At 40.3% G+C, this 14480-nt stretch carries 11 protein-coding genes, 1 tRNA gene, 1 other RNA gene and 1 pseudogene; 12 read left to right on the forward strand and 2 right to left on the reverse strand.

Annotation, left to right across the window (positions count from 1 at the left end; translation table 11 throughout):
- The 8 genes and pseudogenes from HMPREF2644_RS04590 to HMPREF2644_RS04625 form a co-directional block, all read left to right on the forward strand.
- A pseudogene (locus HMPREF2644_RS04590) lies at positions 1 to 231 on the forward strand (phage tail protein); the annotation flags it as partial.
- Positions 232 to 242: 11 nt separating this feature from the next.
- Positions 243 to 845 (forward strand): hypothetical protein, encoded by a 603-nt coding sequence (locus tag HMPREF2644_RS04595; RefSeq protein ID WP_011272669.1) that lies wholly within the window; start codon positions 243 to 245, stop codon positions 843 to 845.
- Positions 842 to 1345, forward strand: a complete 504-nt coding sequence (locus HMPREF2644_RS04600) for a hypothetical protein (RefSeq protein WP_011272668.1) — start codon at positions 842 to 844, stop codon at positions 1343 to 1345. The genes HMPREF2644_RS04595 and HMPREF2644_RS04600 overlap by 4 nt, the downstream gene beginning before the upstream one ends.
- A 56-nt stretch (positions 1346 to 1401) precedes the next feature.
- Positions 1402 to 2223: a hypothetical protein gene (locus HMPREF2644_RS04605; protein WP_011272667.1), complete on the forward strand. Its 822-nt coding sequence runs from the start codon at positions 1402 to 1404 to the stop codon at positions 2221 to 2223.
- A gap of 13 nt (positions 2224 to 2236) precedes the next feature.
- Positions 2237 to 2605, forward strand: a complete 369-nt coding sequence (locus HMPREF2644_RS04610; protein ID WP_005642880.1) for a hypothetical protein — start codon at positions 2237 to 2239, stop codon at positions 2603 to 2605.
- Complete coding sequence (locus tag HMPREF2644_RS04615) at positions 2589 to 3761, forward strand: hypothetical protein (RefSeq protein WP_227990537.1); 1173 nt, start codon at positions 2589 to 2591, stop codon at positions 3759 to 3761. Before HMPREF2644_RS04610 ends, HMPREF2644_RS04615 begins: the two co-directional genes overlap by 17 nt.
- A gap of 9 nt (positions 3762 to 3770) precedes the next feature.
- Positions 3771 to 4298, forward strand: a complete 528-nt coding sequence (locus HMPREF2644_RS04620; protein ID WP_011272665.1) for a hypothetical protein — start codon at positions 3771 to 3773, stop codon at positions 4296 to 4298.
- A 3-nt stretch (positions 4299 to 4301) separates the two neighbouring features.
- Entirely contained in the window at positions 4302 to 5066 is a 765-nt protein-coding gene (locus HMPREF2644_RS04625) for a hypothetical protein (RefSeq protein WP_011272664.1), read from the forward strand.
- A 568-nt stretch (positions 5067 to 5634) separates the two neighbouring features.
- Here the strand turns inward: HMPREF2644_RS04625 and ssrA are convergent.
- Positions 5635 to 6000: a transfer-messenger RNA gene (ssrA, locus tag HMPREF2644_RS04630) on the reverse strand.
- Positions 6001 to 6428: 428 nt separating this feature from the next.
- Between ssrA and HMPREF2644_RS04635 the strand changes: the two genes are divergently transcribed.
- From HMPREF2644_RS04635 to infB, 4 genes are all read left to right on the forward strand, one after another.
- Positions 6429 to 6505, forward strand: a tRNA-Met gene (locus tag HMPREF2644_RS04635).
- A gap of 222 nt (positions 6506 to 6727) precedes the next feature.
- Positions 6728 to 7183, forward strand: a complete 456-nt coding sequence (rimP, locus tag HMPREF2644_RS04640; protein ID WP_038441101.1) for a ribosome maturation factor RimP — start codon at positions 6728 to 6730, stop codon at positions 7181 to 7183.
- A 16-nt stretch (positions 7184 to 7199) separates the two neighbouring features.
- Positions 7200 to 8687 carry a transcription termination factor NusA gene (nusA, locus tag HMPREF2644_RS04645; RefSeq protein ID WP_005631625.1) on the forward strand — a complete coding sequence of 496 codons (1488 nt, stop codon included), beginning with the start codon at positions 7200 to 7202 and terminating at the stop codon, positions 8685 to 8687.
- A gap of 11 nt (positions 8688 to 8698) precedes the next feature.
- Positions 8699 to 11233, forward strand: coding sequence for a translation initiation factor IF-2 (infB, locus tag HMPREF2644_RS04650; protein WP_011272663.1), 2535 nt, complete (start codon positions 8699 to 8701; stop codon positions 11231 to 11233).
- 78 nt (positions 11234 to 11311) lie between these two features.
- On the opposite strand, the gene HMPREF2644_RS04655 is transcribed toward infB, so the two are convergent.
- A complete protein-coding gene (locus HMPREF2644_RS04655; protein WP_011272662.1) occupies positions 11312 to 14479 on the reverse strand; it encodes a type I restriction endonuclease subunit R in 3168 nt (1055 codons plus the stop codon).
- Between the last annotated feature and the right edge of the window lies 1 nt (position 14480).

Below are 14480 nucleotides of genomic sequence, written 5' to 3' on the forward strand. Positions count from 1 at the left end.
AATAACAATATTGAAATTGTCAGTTTTGAAGTAGGGGCAGAGATTGAAGGTAAAAGGGGCGGTGGAGTTTATTTTAGTAGTATTCGTCAAGTAATTCCACACAGTTCTGGTGGAACTAGTGTGTATCATGTAGAAGTCGAGGAATTCGCTGTGACTGTTGATAGAAACGGTACAACAATACACATTGAAGAACTTGCTGGTCGTTTTGTAAAACGTATTGATATTCGATGAAGGAGTGATTAATGAAAGTCTATTTTTTAAAAGAAAATTTGAATAGTTATCAAATTTTCCCTATTCCGCAAAACTTAAATGATTTTGTGGAAATGGAAGTAGAAAACGAATCAGAGCTTGAGACTAAACAACTTATTTATTTTAAAAGTCAATACATTCTAGTTGATAGACAACCAACAGAATTACACAAATGGAACGGAAACAGCTGGATTGTCGATGAAAAAAAGAAAACTGAAATTAAGCGTGAACTCATTAAAAATCTAGTTGATAGCATTGATGATACAGCGGCGAACATCAGTTCTAGATGGATAAGGTTTGCCGAAGAGTATAAGGAGCGAGAAGCTGCCGCTATTGCCTTTAAAGAAGCAAATTTTGCTGGAGAAGTAAGCGTTTATATCAGCAGTTTTGCAACGGTTGCAGGTCTTGATAATCAGTCTGCGTCACTTTTGATTCTTCAGCAAGCAGAAAGATTACGTGCATTGCAACAACAATTAGCAGTGCAAAGAATGCGTAAGTATGAGTTAAAGCATGAGGCGTTGAGTGATGAAGAACTGAAAAACATTCATGACGATATTGTTTCAAAAATGCGACAACTAGCGGAGGCACAACAATGATAGGCACTAAAATCTATCTCGCATTATACAAAGGTAAAAAAACGGGTAAAAACCCGAACGCACTTTTGGCACGTTTGAGTGACTGGCTCACTCGTAAATTGACAAAAGGCGTGTATTCGCATTGTGAAATTGCAGTAATGAAAGAAGTATTTGTCAGTGGGCATCACTATGAAACAGAAGTGATGTACGAGTGTTATTCGTCTTCAATTCGAGACGGTGGCGTACGTTGCAAGCAAATTGATGTTTATGATAGAGAAAAATGGGATTTAATTCCGCTAGACGGTGTAACCGAAGCACAAATCAAAGCCTATTTTGACCGCACTTTGGGCTGTAAATACGACTGGTGGGGTGCTGTCGGGATTGTGCTCGGCATCAAACAAAAACGATCAAAATATTTTTGCAGTGAATGGTGTTTTAATTGCATTAAAAATAGCAATGAAGGCTGGCGGTTTAGTCCGAATCAGCTTGCTGTTGCTTTTACCACCGTAAGTAATAATTAAATAAATTTTCAACAAGAGGCTGCGAAATAAGCGGTCTTTTTTTTTTAGGAGAATATATGTCAATTCTAGGTTCTATGACGGATGCGGTGAATAAAACTAAAACACCGCAAGCCCCAACAATTTCCACTCAATCTCCGACAAAAGATACATCACAGACAATGGCAGGTAATGTCTCTAATTTATTAAATAGCAATTCACTTTTAATGAATAGCGCGGCTGCTAAAGGAGAACGTATGGCAGCTAATCGCGGCTTGCAAAATTCAACCATTGGTGTGGAATCTGCTCAACGTGCAATGCTTGATGCGGCAATACCAATTGCAAGCCAAGATACGCAAAATGCGTTTGCGGAAAAACAAACTCGCTTACAAGCTGATTTAAATTTCCAAAACCAAAGTAAGCTCAATCAGCAACAAAATCAATTCACCGCATCGCAGGCAGAATTAGAACGCGGTCATCAGCGTGGAATGGCGCAATTACAATCTGATTTAGCTTATAGCAATCAAAGTCGATTAAATCAGGCACAAAATCAATTCACTGCGTCTCAAGCCGCACTTGAACGGCAACAACAAAAAGATATGGCGAATTTGAATCATCAAAATGAGATGAAGAACTTAAATGCACAAGTGGCGGCGAACACTATTGGTAAATCCATTGATTTCACCATGCAAATCACCAATAACTTTGATGCGCAAATAGCCACGATCTTGAATAACTCGAATATGAAAGCTGAGGATAAAACAAAGGCTATTGAGCAGCTAAAAGCAAGTCGAGATTCAGAGATTCAATTTATGAGTAAGTTTATGCAGGGAATTCCGACCACGCAACAAAACTGGTCGTCATTTCCTAGCTTAGGTGTTCCGTCAATTCAAATTAGTTAAGAGGAGAAAGGTTATGGCGTTTTGGGATGGTGCATGGGATGCAATTAGTGGCGCTGGTAAATGGCTGGGGGAAACAGCTGGAAGTGCAATGGATTGGATGGACAACCATAAAGCAGCAAGTAATATTATCGGTAATGTTATTGCTGGTGCTGGTGGTTACTTTGCGCAAAAACAAGCTGGTAAAGATTTGATCAATCAGCAACGTGAGTTATTAAATCTGCAAGATCAGATGAAATCAAAATATTCAGCCGTACCAGATGCGGATTGGTCGTATAAAAGTTTGACAGTGGATGATTCTCCTGGATTGGCAAATGGCGGTATTTTGACTGAAATGAAGAAACGTTCTGAAACTAAAGGGGCTAACAATGGCAGAGTTGCATGATAGTTTTGGTGAGTCAATGGAAAAAGCTGGCTATGAGCGAGCTAGTGATTCTGATTCATCCTTTTCCGGTGGAGGTGGTTGGCGAGAAGATAACAGTAGTGATAGTTATCGTAGTACGTCAGATAGATGGAATGACCACAAATCTAGATACGGAAAAGACAAAGTCTATACTGATGCATTTAATGAGCGAAGAAATAACTCTAGTTGGAGCGGTGGTCATAGCGCAATTAGCCGAACAATTAGTGAAAAATATCATTCACTTTCTAATGGGCAAATGAGCGCCGCCGTTCCTGAAAAAGATCAGAAAACACTCACTGGCGGTTTGTTTGGAAAAAGTTACTCCAATGCGCCTTATTCTGAACGCACTCCTTCTATATTTGATAGAAACATACGTGGTTCAATGACATTAAATAACGGCGATGTATGGTCAAGCGATCCCCAATATTCATCCGTTCGAGAACGGGCGGACATCAATAGTTACGACCGTATTAAACGGGGCGAAGAATTGAACTTAATTGGTCGTGCTGTAGGAGGCGTTTTTAGTGGGGTGGGCGGGGCAGCAACAACGCCAGTTGGCAAAATTGCTGAAAGTGCGGCAAATTTTGGGCTTTCCCACGTTGGGGATTTATCTCGACAATTCAAAAGCAACCAAGAGCAAGCGTATTATGATAGCCTCACTCCAGAGGGGAAAGCGTATTACGATACAAGAGTAGATTTCATCAATAAGTCCTATAAGAATGCTCGGGAAAAATATGAAACGAACGATAAATGGATTGATAGAGGTATTACAGCTGCACAAGTCGGTTTATCTGCTTTAGGGCCTCCTGGTGCAATGCTAGGGTCTGGGATTGGTTTATTAGGTAAAGCGATCAACAAAAAAGACACGATGACAAAATCATTACGTGATTTAACAGAGACGCTTAACTCTAACGCATTAAATAACCACATCGCACAACAAAATGAATTAGCTGAAAAAGAACGTCAAGCCTATAAGGAATTTATGGCTGGGCGTGATTTACGCAGTGACAATACACAACCAAAAGGCATACTGAACACTATGCATAATCGTATGCAAAATATAGATCCTGATAAACAGGTCAAAACGAGTGACGTTCCTAACCTAAGAAATTATTGGGCAAATATCATCGTATCATAGGAGAAATTCATGGGCATTTTAGATTCAATGACACAACAATCACAACCGCAGACAACAGAACAAAGTGCGGTCGAAAATCCACAGGGTTCACAACAACAGGGAAGTATGGCGCAGATGTATCAAATGTTGATGCAAAATTCCATTAATGCTATCGCAAATGTTGCGCAACAACGTATTCAAGAAAAAGGTCCCGAAGAAGGTATTGCCGATTTAGTCGCAAAAGCAATGATTTCAAATCTTCAGGCCGCGCAACAAAATGGAAAAACTATTCCGCCGCAAGTGATGATGCAAGTCGCTAAAGATTTAGCTATGCAATTATTACAGCAAGTTGGTGTGCCAGAAGAGCAAATTGATGATGTATTGATTGATATTTTAATGAATGCGCTTGAGCAATTTGGCGAAGCAACGCACGGTGCGTTACCTCAGGAAGAAGAACAGCAATACGTTGATATGATCAACAAAGTATCTGAAATGGAAAGCCAACGTCGTGCGCAAGTGCAAAACGGTCAATCAAAACCAATGCAACAAGGGGCATAATTTATGGGATGGGGTGGAATTTTAGGTGCGATGACACAAGGATTGGGAACTGGTATTGTCAAAAATGTTGAGCAAGGGTGGAAAGATGAAGAAACTCAAAAGTTGTTAGATTGGAAAACGGCAGAAGCCGACAAACAACGTGCTTTTGATAGTGAATTGCTTGATAAAAAATACAAGCACGAGTTTGAGCTTGAAGATCATAGAACCCGTAATGAAATTTCAGCGGCGGCTGCAAAAGCTCGAATTTCAGCACGTTATTCTCATGGTGGTGAATCAGAAGCGCAAAAAAATCTTCTTGGCGCAACTCAAACGCTTGGTATTTATGATAGCCAATTACATTCCTTGCAAGAAAAATTGTCCGCAACAGAAGATAAAGAGCAACAAAATGCGATTGCAGCAAGAATCAATGCTGTTTCTGCTGAACGCGAGAATTATCTTAAACGCCCTGATACAATCGCTGCATTTAAGGGGGCTGGCCAGATGGGACAAGCGCTTTATATGACTGGTGGTGGTAATATGGATTTGTACAATCCGAAACCAGTGGAGCGCGAAACGGTAGCTGAGGATGTTAAATCTTCTGTCGCTCCTCCTGTGCGCAATATGATTGATGTAAATAATCTCACTCCACAACAGGCGGCAGATATTGCAAGACAGAAAAGTGAAGATGCCGCTCGTTTGCAGTTTTCCAAAGCGTCAGCGGATGCTAAAGACTGGGCGCAAAAACGTACACAGTATCAATCATCAACTTTCATTCCGCGAACATTCTAAAAAGTGCGGTCAGATTTTCGCATTTCAATAAAAGCAAAAGGCGAGGTTTTAGCCCCGCCTTCTTTTGCTTGTTTAACAGTAAAGTTAATGTTTACTTGAATTAATTCTAACGCATCTAATCGTCCGTTACAGTTACAAAAGCGAAGTCTTTTTCCACAATTGCTTTTGCTCGCTCAAACTCTTCTATTCCCTGTTCATCAGAACAATTTTCAACAAAGTCTATAAAATCCTGATTATCAATTTTCACAATGTTGTTTGATTCGTCATATACAACTTCGCTTGAAAAATAAAGTTACCCCTGTTCTTTCCATTGTTTAGCTAATTCTTCTGATTGAAATACTTTTCTTGGATTCCCATCAAGGGAACAAAAATATAGGGTTTTCATAGATTCTCCTATGATTTTGCCTCACGCATTATTCTTACCAAGAAATTTAATACTTAGGGAATAGAACAGCCCGCGGCTCATTCACGGATCATTTTAAGTTATTATTTAGTTATATCGCCGTTAGTGAATTTCCTCTAAGGTATTGTTTTTATTGGTGTTGTTATGGCGATGTTATTTAAAATTTGGTGGAGCTGGGGGGAGTTGAACCCCCGTCCGAAATTACTCTACCTTCAGTACTACACGTTTAGTCTCGTCTTTAATTTCACTTAAGCATGCGGACAGACACGCTAAACTTAAGCTAGTTTGATTCAATTTAGTGCTTCGATCCTCAAACGGTGGCTTCCACACGATCTCGTTTTGGTTTGACTCCGCGTTATCCCCGTCTTACGAGCGGAAGCTGGAGCGCGAAGGCTAAATGCAGGTTATTAAGCTGCTAAAGCGTATTGTTCGTCGTTTGCGACTATTTTTTTGCGGTTTATTTACGAGGCCTACCGCACCTCGACGTGCACCTTGGGCTTCGCTAATCCCGTCGAATCCAGAATCAGCCCCAAAATTGCGTGTTAGTCTAGCAAAAAAAGAAAGCTAGGGAAAGTCGAGATTGATTGAATTTTTGTATGAAAGCTAGAATAACCTTAAATATTGTCTATTTATTATTGGCTTATTACCTTATTAACAATTCATCTCTAAATTGATTGGAGACGATCATTGATTTTTTATGGACGGGAGGCTTGATAATGGCGTTAATTAATTGGCATTATTTCACGCTTTATTTTTGATGATAGGAGCTATAGATTTGTAAATTATGGCAAAATTAAAGATATTTACGAATTCCTAAAAATATAACACAGCATATATGCTATAATTAGCTCCTAAACTTTTTGGAAAATGTTATCTTATTCTAGTATTTATCATCAATGATTTTATAAAATTTCTTGCATATTAAATTTTTATCACTATAATGTAGCACATATTTCGGACGCGGGGTGGAGCAGCTTGGTAGCTCGTCGGGCTCATAACCCGAAGGTCGTTGGTTCAAATCCAGCCCCCGCAACCAATAATAAGTTCAGTAAAAGAACCCCAGTTTTGGGGTTTTTTTCTATAAGAAATTTAGTAACTGGGCTTAGGTTCTTATGAACCTAACCCTTTTTTTATGCCTGAGATTTAATAAACTATCTTCTTACTATTACTAAAATAGAGGAGATAAGTATTGTTTAGAATAAGGTTTCATAAGGTTATGATATAGTGCGATGAATTGCACCTTATATAGGAGTAGAAATTGGCTACATTAGAACAAAATTTACAAGAAATGCTACAAGATGCAGTAGAAGATTTAGGCTGTGAATTGTGGGGGATTGAGTGTCAGCGCACGGGGCGTTTTATGACTGTGCGTTTATTTATAGATAAAGATAGTGGTGTGACGGTTGATGATTGTGCTGATGTAAGTCGTCAAGTGAGCGCAATTTTAGACGTGGAAGATCCAATTGCGGATAAATACAATCTAGAAGTGTCGTCACCAGGTTTAGATCGTCCGCTATTTACCTTGCCGCAATTTGAACGCTATATTGGGCAAGATATCGCTGTGCATTTGCGAATTCCAGTGATGGAACGCCGTAAATGGCAAGGTCAGTTAGAACGTATTGAAAAGGATATGATTACTTTAATCGTTGATGATCAAGAACAAATTTTAGTCTTCGGAAACATTCAAAAAGCGAATGTTGTTGCAAAATTTTAAAAGGAGAAAAAGAGAAATGAGTAAAGAAATTTTACTGGCGGCGGAAGCTGTATCCAATGAAAAATTATTACCACGTGAGAAAATTTTTGAAGCATTAGAGAGTGCGATTGCGATCTCTACTAAGAAGAAGTTTGAATATGAAACGGATATTCGCGTTTCAATTAATCCCAAAACAGGAGAATTTGATACTTTTCGCCGTTGGTTAGTCGTAGATGAAGTAAAAGTACCAACGAAGGAAATTACTTTGGAAGCGGCGCAATTTGATGATCCAAATTTGCAACTTGGAGAGTATGTGGAAGATCAAATTGAATCTATTGCATTTGACCGTATTGCAATGCAAACGGCACGTCAAGTTATTAGCACTAAAATTCGTGAAGCTGAACGTGCAAAAGTGGTTGAACAATTTCGTGAAGAAGAAGGAAAAATTGTAACAGGCACCGTAAAAAAAGTAAGTCGAGACAGTATTATTTTAGACCTTGGCAATAAAGCGGAAGCGATGATTGCACGTGAAGATATGTTACCACGTGAAAACTTCCGTCCGGGAGATCGTGTTCGTGGGGTGCTTTATAAAGTAAATCCTGAAGGCAAAACTGCACAATTATTTGTGACACGTTCTAAACCAGAAATGTTGATCGAATTATTCCGTATTGAAGTGCCTGAAATTGGCGAAGAAATGATTGAAATTCGTGGTGCAGCTCGTGATGCGGGTTCTCGTGCTAAAATCGCGGTAAAATCAAATGATAAACGTATCGATCCTGTTGGTGCTTGTGTAGGAATGCGTGGTGCGCGTGTTCAGGCAATTACGAATGAACTTGGCGGTGAGCGTGTAGATATCGTGCTTTGGGATGATAATCCAGCACAATTTGTGATCAATGCAATGGCACCTGCGGATGTTTCTTCTATTATCGTTGATGAAGATAATCATTCTATGGATATTGCTGTTGAAGCTGATAATCTTGCTCAAGCCATTGGTCGTAATGGTCAAAACGTGCGTTTAGCAACACAATTAACGGGTTGGACACTAAACGTAATGACGACTGATGAGTTAAATGCTAAGCATCAAGCAGAAGATAATAAAGTGTTAAATTTATTTATTAACGCATTAGAACTTGATGAAGAATTTGCACAAATCCTTGTAGAAGAAGGATTCACAAGTTTAGAAGAAATTGCTTATGTGCCAATGAATGAATTGACAGCAATTGATGGTTTGGAAGATGAAGATCTTGTTGAAGAGCTTCAAACTCGTGCTAAAAATGCGATTACAGCCGCAGCAGTAGCTGAAGAAGAAGCACTGAAAAAAGCGAATGTTGAAGATCGTTTATTGAATTTAGAGGGAATGAATCGTCACGTTGCAATCAAACTAGCAGAAAAACAAATTACCACCCTTGAAGAACTCGCAGAACAAGGCGTTGATGATTTAACTGATATTGAAGAATTAACCGCAGAACAGGCCGCAGATTTAATTATGGCTGCACGTAATATTTGTTGGTTTGGCGAAGAATAAGGAGAGCAGTAATGACTGAAGATGTTAAGGCTGATGCGCCAAAAAAATTAAGCATTCAACGCAGAACAAAAACAACAGTGAGCAGCACCACAACTGGCGGTAAAAGCAAAGAAGTACAAGTAGAAGTACGTAAAAAACGCACAGTAAAAACTGATATTGCTCAACAAGAAGAAGCAAAATTAAAAGCACAGCAAGAAGCGGAAGCGAAAAAAATTGCTGAACAAAAAGCAGCAGAAGAAAAAGCTCGTTTAGAAGCTGAAAAAGCGGCAACTAAGAAAGAAGCTGATGAAAAATCAAAAGCTGAAAAAGCGAAAGCAGAAACCGCTAAGCCAGCAAAAAGTGCGGTAGATTCTAAAGCTAAATTTGTTGATCCTGAAAAAGAGAAACGTAAAGCAGAAGAAGCTGAACTTCGTCGTAAAGCTGAAGAAGTGGCTCGTCAAAAAGCAGAAGAACAAGCTCGTCGTGCAGCAGAAGAAGCTAAACGTTATGCTGAAGCAGATGATTCAGACAATGAATCTTCTTCAGAAGACTATTCTGATTACAATTTAAGTTCAAGATATGCACTTGAAGCAGAAGATGAAGAAGATCGTCGTAATGAAAATCGTGGTCGAGGTAAAAATAAAGTAGCAAAAGCAAAAAAAGGCGGTCGTGACGATGAAAATAGCAAAAACTCGAAAAACGAGCGCGAATCTAATCGTAAAAATCAAAAAGATGCTAAGTTTGGTAAAGGTAAAAATGGAAAAAAAGGCACCGCACTTCAACAAGCCTTTACTAAACCAGTTCAAGTAGTAAAAGCAGATGTTGTGATTGGCGAAACCATTACCGTTGCAGAACTTGCGAACAAAATGTCGGTGAAAGCGACAGAAATCATTAAAGTGATGATGAAAATGGGTGAAATGGTCACCATCAACCAAGTTATCGATCAAGAAACCGCTCAATTAGTAGCGGAAGAACTTGGTCATAAAGTAATTCTTCGCAATGAAAATGAGCTTGAAGAAGCGGTATTAGGTGATCGCGATGTAAACGCGGAAAAAGTAACGCGTGCGCCAGTTGTAACTATTATGGGACACGTTGATCACGGTAAAACTTCTTTACTTGACTATATTCGTAAAGCGAAAGTTGCTGCAGGCGAAGCGGGTGGTATTACTCAACATATCGGTGCGTATCACGTAGAAATGGATGATGGCAAAATGATCACCTTCTTGGATACTCCAGGACACGCAGCGTTTACTTCTATGCGTGCACGTGGCGCAAAAGCAACAGATATCGTTGTTCTTGTTGTTGCGGCCGATGATGGTGTGATGCCTCAAACTATCGAAGCGATTCAACACGCAAAAGCAGCGGGTGCACCTTTAGTGGTTGCAGTAAATAAAATTGATAAACCAGAAGCAAATCCAGATCGTGTTGAGCAAGAATTATTACAACATGATGTCATTTCTGAGAAATTCGGTGGTGATGTGCAATTCGTTCCAGTATCGGCGAAGAAAGGTACTGGGGTTGATGATTTATTAGATGCAATCTTACTTCAATCTGAAGTGCTTGAATTGACTGCTGTAAAAGACGGCATGGCAAGTGGTGTAGTCATTGAATCTTACTTGGATAAAGGTCGTGGCCCTGTGGCAACTATCTTGGTTCAATCAGGTACACTACGTAAAGGTGACATCGTACTTTGTGGTTTTGAATATGGCCGTGCGCGCGCAATGCGTGATGAAAACGGGAAAGAAGTGGATGAAGCAGGTCCTTCAATTCCAGTTGAATTATTAGGTCTTTCAGGTGTGCCTGCAGCGGGTGATGAAGCAACCGTTGTACGTGATGAGAAAAAAGCACGTGAAGTGGCATTATATCGTCAAGGTAAATTCCGTGAAGTGAAATTAGCTCGTCAGCAAAAAGCTAAACTTGAAAATATGTTTAGCAATATGTCTGAAGGCGATGTGGCTGAATTGAACGTTATTGTGAAAGCGGATGTACAAGGCTCTGTAGAGGCGATTGTTCAAGCGTTAAATGAACTTTCTACCAATGAAGTAAAAGTTAAAGTTGTTGGTTCAGGTGTAGGTGGTATTACTGAAACTGATGCAACTTTAGCTACCGCATCTAATGCCATCATTGTTGGCTTTAATGTTCGAGCGGATGCAACAGCTCGTCGTGTCATTGAAGCTGAAAACATTGATTTACGTTACTACTCAATCATCTATGAATTGTTGAATGAAATTAAAGCAGCAATGAGCGGTATGTTAGAGCCTGAATTTAAACAAGAAATTATTGGTTTAGCTGAAGTTCGTGATGTATTCCGTCATCCGAAATTTGGTGCAATCGCAGGCTGTATGGTAACTGAGGGTGTAGTGAAACGTAACAACCCAATCCGTGTATTACGTGACAACGTCGTTATCTTTGAAGGGGAATTAGAATCTCTTCGCCGTTTCAAAGATGATGTATCTGAAGTTCGTAACGGTATGGAATGTGGTATCGGCGTGAAAAACTACAACGATGTAAAAGTTGGCGACCAAATCGAGGTGTTTGAAGTGGTTGAGGTTAAGCGTTCAATCTAACCTTTAACAAAATAAAGGGCGGTTAAAAATCATAGTGTTTTTAATCGCCCTTTTGTTATTAAATAAACCGCATCAAAATTATAAACCAGTTAAATCCTCAGCAATTTCTTCAGCTTGTTTAATCACATAAGTTACCGCTTCTTCCTGTTTATCAGGCGGGTATTTATATTTTTGTAAGGCACGTCGAACGAGTAATCTAATTCTTGCCCGCACCGCTTCTTTGTACTGCCAGTCGATTGTGACCGATTTTCTAAGTGTTTCCGTGATTTCTTTCGCCAGTTTAGAAAGCACTTCATCACCCATCAAATCTTTTGCACTTTGATTTTGAGATAGAGCTTCATAGAAGGCTAGTTCTTCCTTGGTTAATCCTAGTTTTTTCCCTAATGCTAAACGTTCTTGGAAATCTTGGCTCATTTTAAAGAGTTCGTCCAAAATCTCTACCACAGTCAAATTGTGATTGTGGTATTGATTCAATGCTTCCTTCAAACGCCGTTCAAAATCTTTTTGCAAGGTTAAGTTTGTGCCTGATTTAACTTTAATTTCACTTGCCAAATAACGCTCCATCGCGCTAACCCATAAATTTTTAGTTGGGCTATTTTTTACAGTTTGTAAAAATTCCTCGGAAAGCAAACTGATTTGTGGTTGTGGTTTTTCTAGCAGATCGAATAAATCAATCACGCCTTCAGAATACACAGTTTGATTGACCAATTTTTTCAATAAAATCTGTCTTTCATTTGTGCCTGTGCCTTTTTGTTCACGTTTAGTTAAAATTGCCCGTACGGCATCATAAAAGGCGATTTCTTGGTTATACGGCTCAACTTCAGCCAATGTGCCGCACAGCATATAGCCTTTTTTTACCAAGCCTGCCGTTTTCAAAAAGGCTTTTTTGCGTGGCTCGGTTTCTTTTTTATTAAACCAATGCTGCTCGTGCGCTTTGCCATCAAACGATAATTGATCAAGGCTTAAAATATGGTTGGCGGCAAAACGAATCGCCATCAAAAGATCATTCGGATTATCTTTTTCTAAGGCAGCCTGAACATCAAAGGTTTTCCCCTCAACTGGCGTTGCAAACAGGCTGCGGATAACTTCTAAATGCTCTTTCATTTTAAAGAATACATCAATCACGCTATCAGCCAGTTTGCCCTTGCCTTGTGAGTTTGTATATTGCCGAGTGGCTTTTTCGAGCTCGTCAGCAATGCCTACATAATCCACAATCAAGCCGCCATTTTCTCGGCTTTTATTGCGGAATACACGGTTTACTCGTGCGATGGCTTGCATTAGGTTATGCCCTTTCATTGGCTTATCAAGATACATAGTGTTACAGCACGGTGCATCAAAGCCTGTCAGCCACATATCACGCACAATCACCACTTTCAGCGGATCGTTCGGGTCTTTAAAACGACGTTCTAACGTTTGCTTTTCCTGTTTACTGTAAACGTGTTTCTGCATTTCAGACGCATCGGAAGCAGAACCTGTCATCACAATTTTAATCGCCCCTTCGTTAATATTGTCCGAATGCCATTCAGGGTGCAGAGCGATGATCTGATTATACAAATCCACGCAAATCTGACGGCTGGAAACCACCATCATCGCTTTGCTGTCCACCACTTCATTGCGTTTTGCAAAATGTTGCACAAAATCGATCGCTAAATCATGCAATCGAGCTTCTGAGCCGAGCAATTTTTCTCGCAAGCGTAATTTCGGGTTTTCTTCGCCTTCCAGCAGTTCATCAATTTCTGCAAATAATTCATCGTGATTAGCATTCTCCGCTAGCTTGATTTGGCGTGCTTCATACACAATCGGCACGGTTGCGCCATCTTCCACCGCATCTTGCAAGTCATAAATGGACACATAACGACCGAACACATCTTGCGTGTCCTTATCTTCAAGGCTAATTGGCGTACCTGTAAAACCAATAAACGAGGCATTAGGTAAAGCATCACGCAAATGGCGAGCATAACCTGTCTGAAACTTGCCGTTATGCAGCTTTTGCGTAAAGCCATATTGGCTGCGGTGAGCCTCATCGCTGATCACAATAATATTGTTGCGCTCATTTAAAATAGGGAAGCGGCTTTCTTCCTCATTTAGGGCGAATTTCTGAATCGTAGTAAAAAACACGCCGCCGACTTCATTTTGTGCGAGCAGTTGGCGCAGTTGATCACGGTCTTCTACTTGCTGCGGTGTTTGTTTGATTAAATCTTTGCCTGAAGAAAAAGTTTGGAAAAGCTGACCATCTAAATCGTTGCGGTCGGTAACCACTACAATGGTAGGATTTTTCAATTCAGGCTGTGCAAGCAGTTTGCCTGCATAAAACAGCATCGAAATCGACTTACCCGAACCCTGCGTGTGCCACATCACACCGATGCGTTTATCGCCTTGCTCGCTTGTGGCAAAAATCGTGGATTCTACTGCTTCATTTACGCCGTAATATTGATGGTATGCCGCGATTTTTTTAATGGTTTTGCCAACGGAATCCCGTTCAAACAAGACGAAATAGCGGATATAGTCCAATAAATCCTCAGGCTGCATTAAGCCATTGAGCAGGCTTTGCAACTCATCGTCAAAATATAACCGCACGCTTTTATTTTTTTCATCGACCACTTTCCACGGCGTAAAGCGTTGAAAATCTGCCGAAAGCGAACCCAAACGGGCGGCAATGCCGTCTGAAATAATCAGGGCTTGGTTGTAAACAAACAGCTCGGCAATTTCATCTTTATAGGTTTCAAACTGATTAAACGCCTGCAATAAATCCGCCGATTCACGCAGCGGATTTTTGAGCTCAAATACCACCAAAGGCAGCCCATTTACAAAGCCGATAATATCGGGAATCCGTTTACCTCCTTTACGGCTGCGGATTTCCAGCTGATTGACGGCGACAAAGCGGTTGTTTTCCCCATGCTCAAAATCCACCAAACGCGCCATCTCGATTTTCTGCTCACCATCATCTTGATATTCTACCCGTACACCATCACGCAACAATTTATAAAACGTCTGATTACGCACAACCAAGTCGCCAATATCGCTTTTTGTCGCGGATTTCACCACAGAATCAACCGCACTTTCAGGCAGCTGCGGATTAAGTTTACGCACCGCCTCACGCAGTTGCTCAATAAAAACTACACCGCTCAAATTGCCACGGGAAAATTCGCCCTCATGAACAGGCAAATCTTTACCATAGCGATATTCCCAACCGAGGGATTGCAGGCGTTGAAGGGTGAGTTGTTCGATGTCGTTTTCGTTGAGCATT

The organism is Haemophilus sp. HMSC071C11, from assembly GCF_001837655.1.
Lineage (GTDB): Bacteria > Pseudomonadota > Gammaproteobacteria > Enterobacterales > Pasteurellaceae > Haemophilus > Haemophilus influenzae.

Excerpts from the sequence above, each read along its gene's own strand:
- HMPREF2644_RS04595 (WP_011272669.1), top strand. The coding sequence starts at position 243 with ATGAAAGTCTATTTTTTAAAAGAAAATTTGAATAGTTATCAAATTTTC.
- HMPREF2644_RS04600 (WP_011272668.1), top strand. The coding sequence starts at position 842 with ATGATAGGCACTAAAATCTATCTCGCATTATACAAAGGTAAAAAAACG.
- HMPREF2644_RS04605 (WP_011272667.1), top strand. The coding sequence starts at position 1,402 with ATGTCAATTCTAGGTTCTATGACGGATGCGGTGAATAAAACTAAAACA.
- HMPREF2644_RS04610 (WP_005642880.1), top strand. The coding sequence starts at position 2,237 with ATGGCGTTTTGGGATGGTGCATGGGATGCAATTAGTGGCGCTGGTAAA.
- HMPREF2644_RS04615 (WP_227990537.1), top strand. The coding sequence starts at position 2,589 with ATGGCAGAGTTGCATGATAGTTTTGGTGAGTCAATGGAAAAAGCTGGC.
- HMPREF2644_RS04620 (WP_011272665.1), top strand. The coding sequence starts at position 3,771 with ATGGGCATTTTAGATTCAATGACACAACAATCACAACCGCAGACAACA.
- HMPREF2644_RS04625 (WP_011272664.1), top strand. The coding sequence starts at position 4,302 with ATGGGATGGGGTGGAATTTTAGGTGCGATGACACAAGGATTGGGAACT.
- nusA (WP_005631625.1), top strand. The coding sequence starts at position 7,200 with ATGAGTAAAGAAATTTTACTGGCGGCGGAAGCTGTATCCAATGAAAAA.
- infB (WP_011272663.1), top strand. The coding sequence starts at position 8,699 with ATGACTGAAGATGTTAAGGCTGATGCGCCAAAAAAATTAAGCATTCAA.
- HMPREF2644_RS04655 (WP_011272662.1), bottom strand. The coding sequence starts at position 14,479 with ATGCTCAACGAAAACGACATCGAACAACTCACCCTTCAACGCCTGCAA.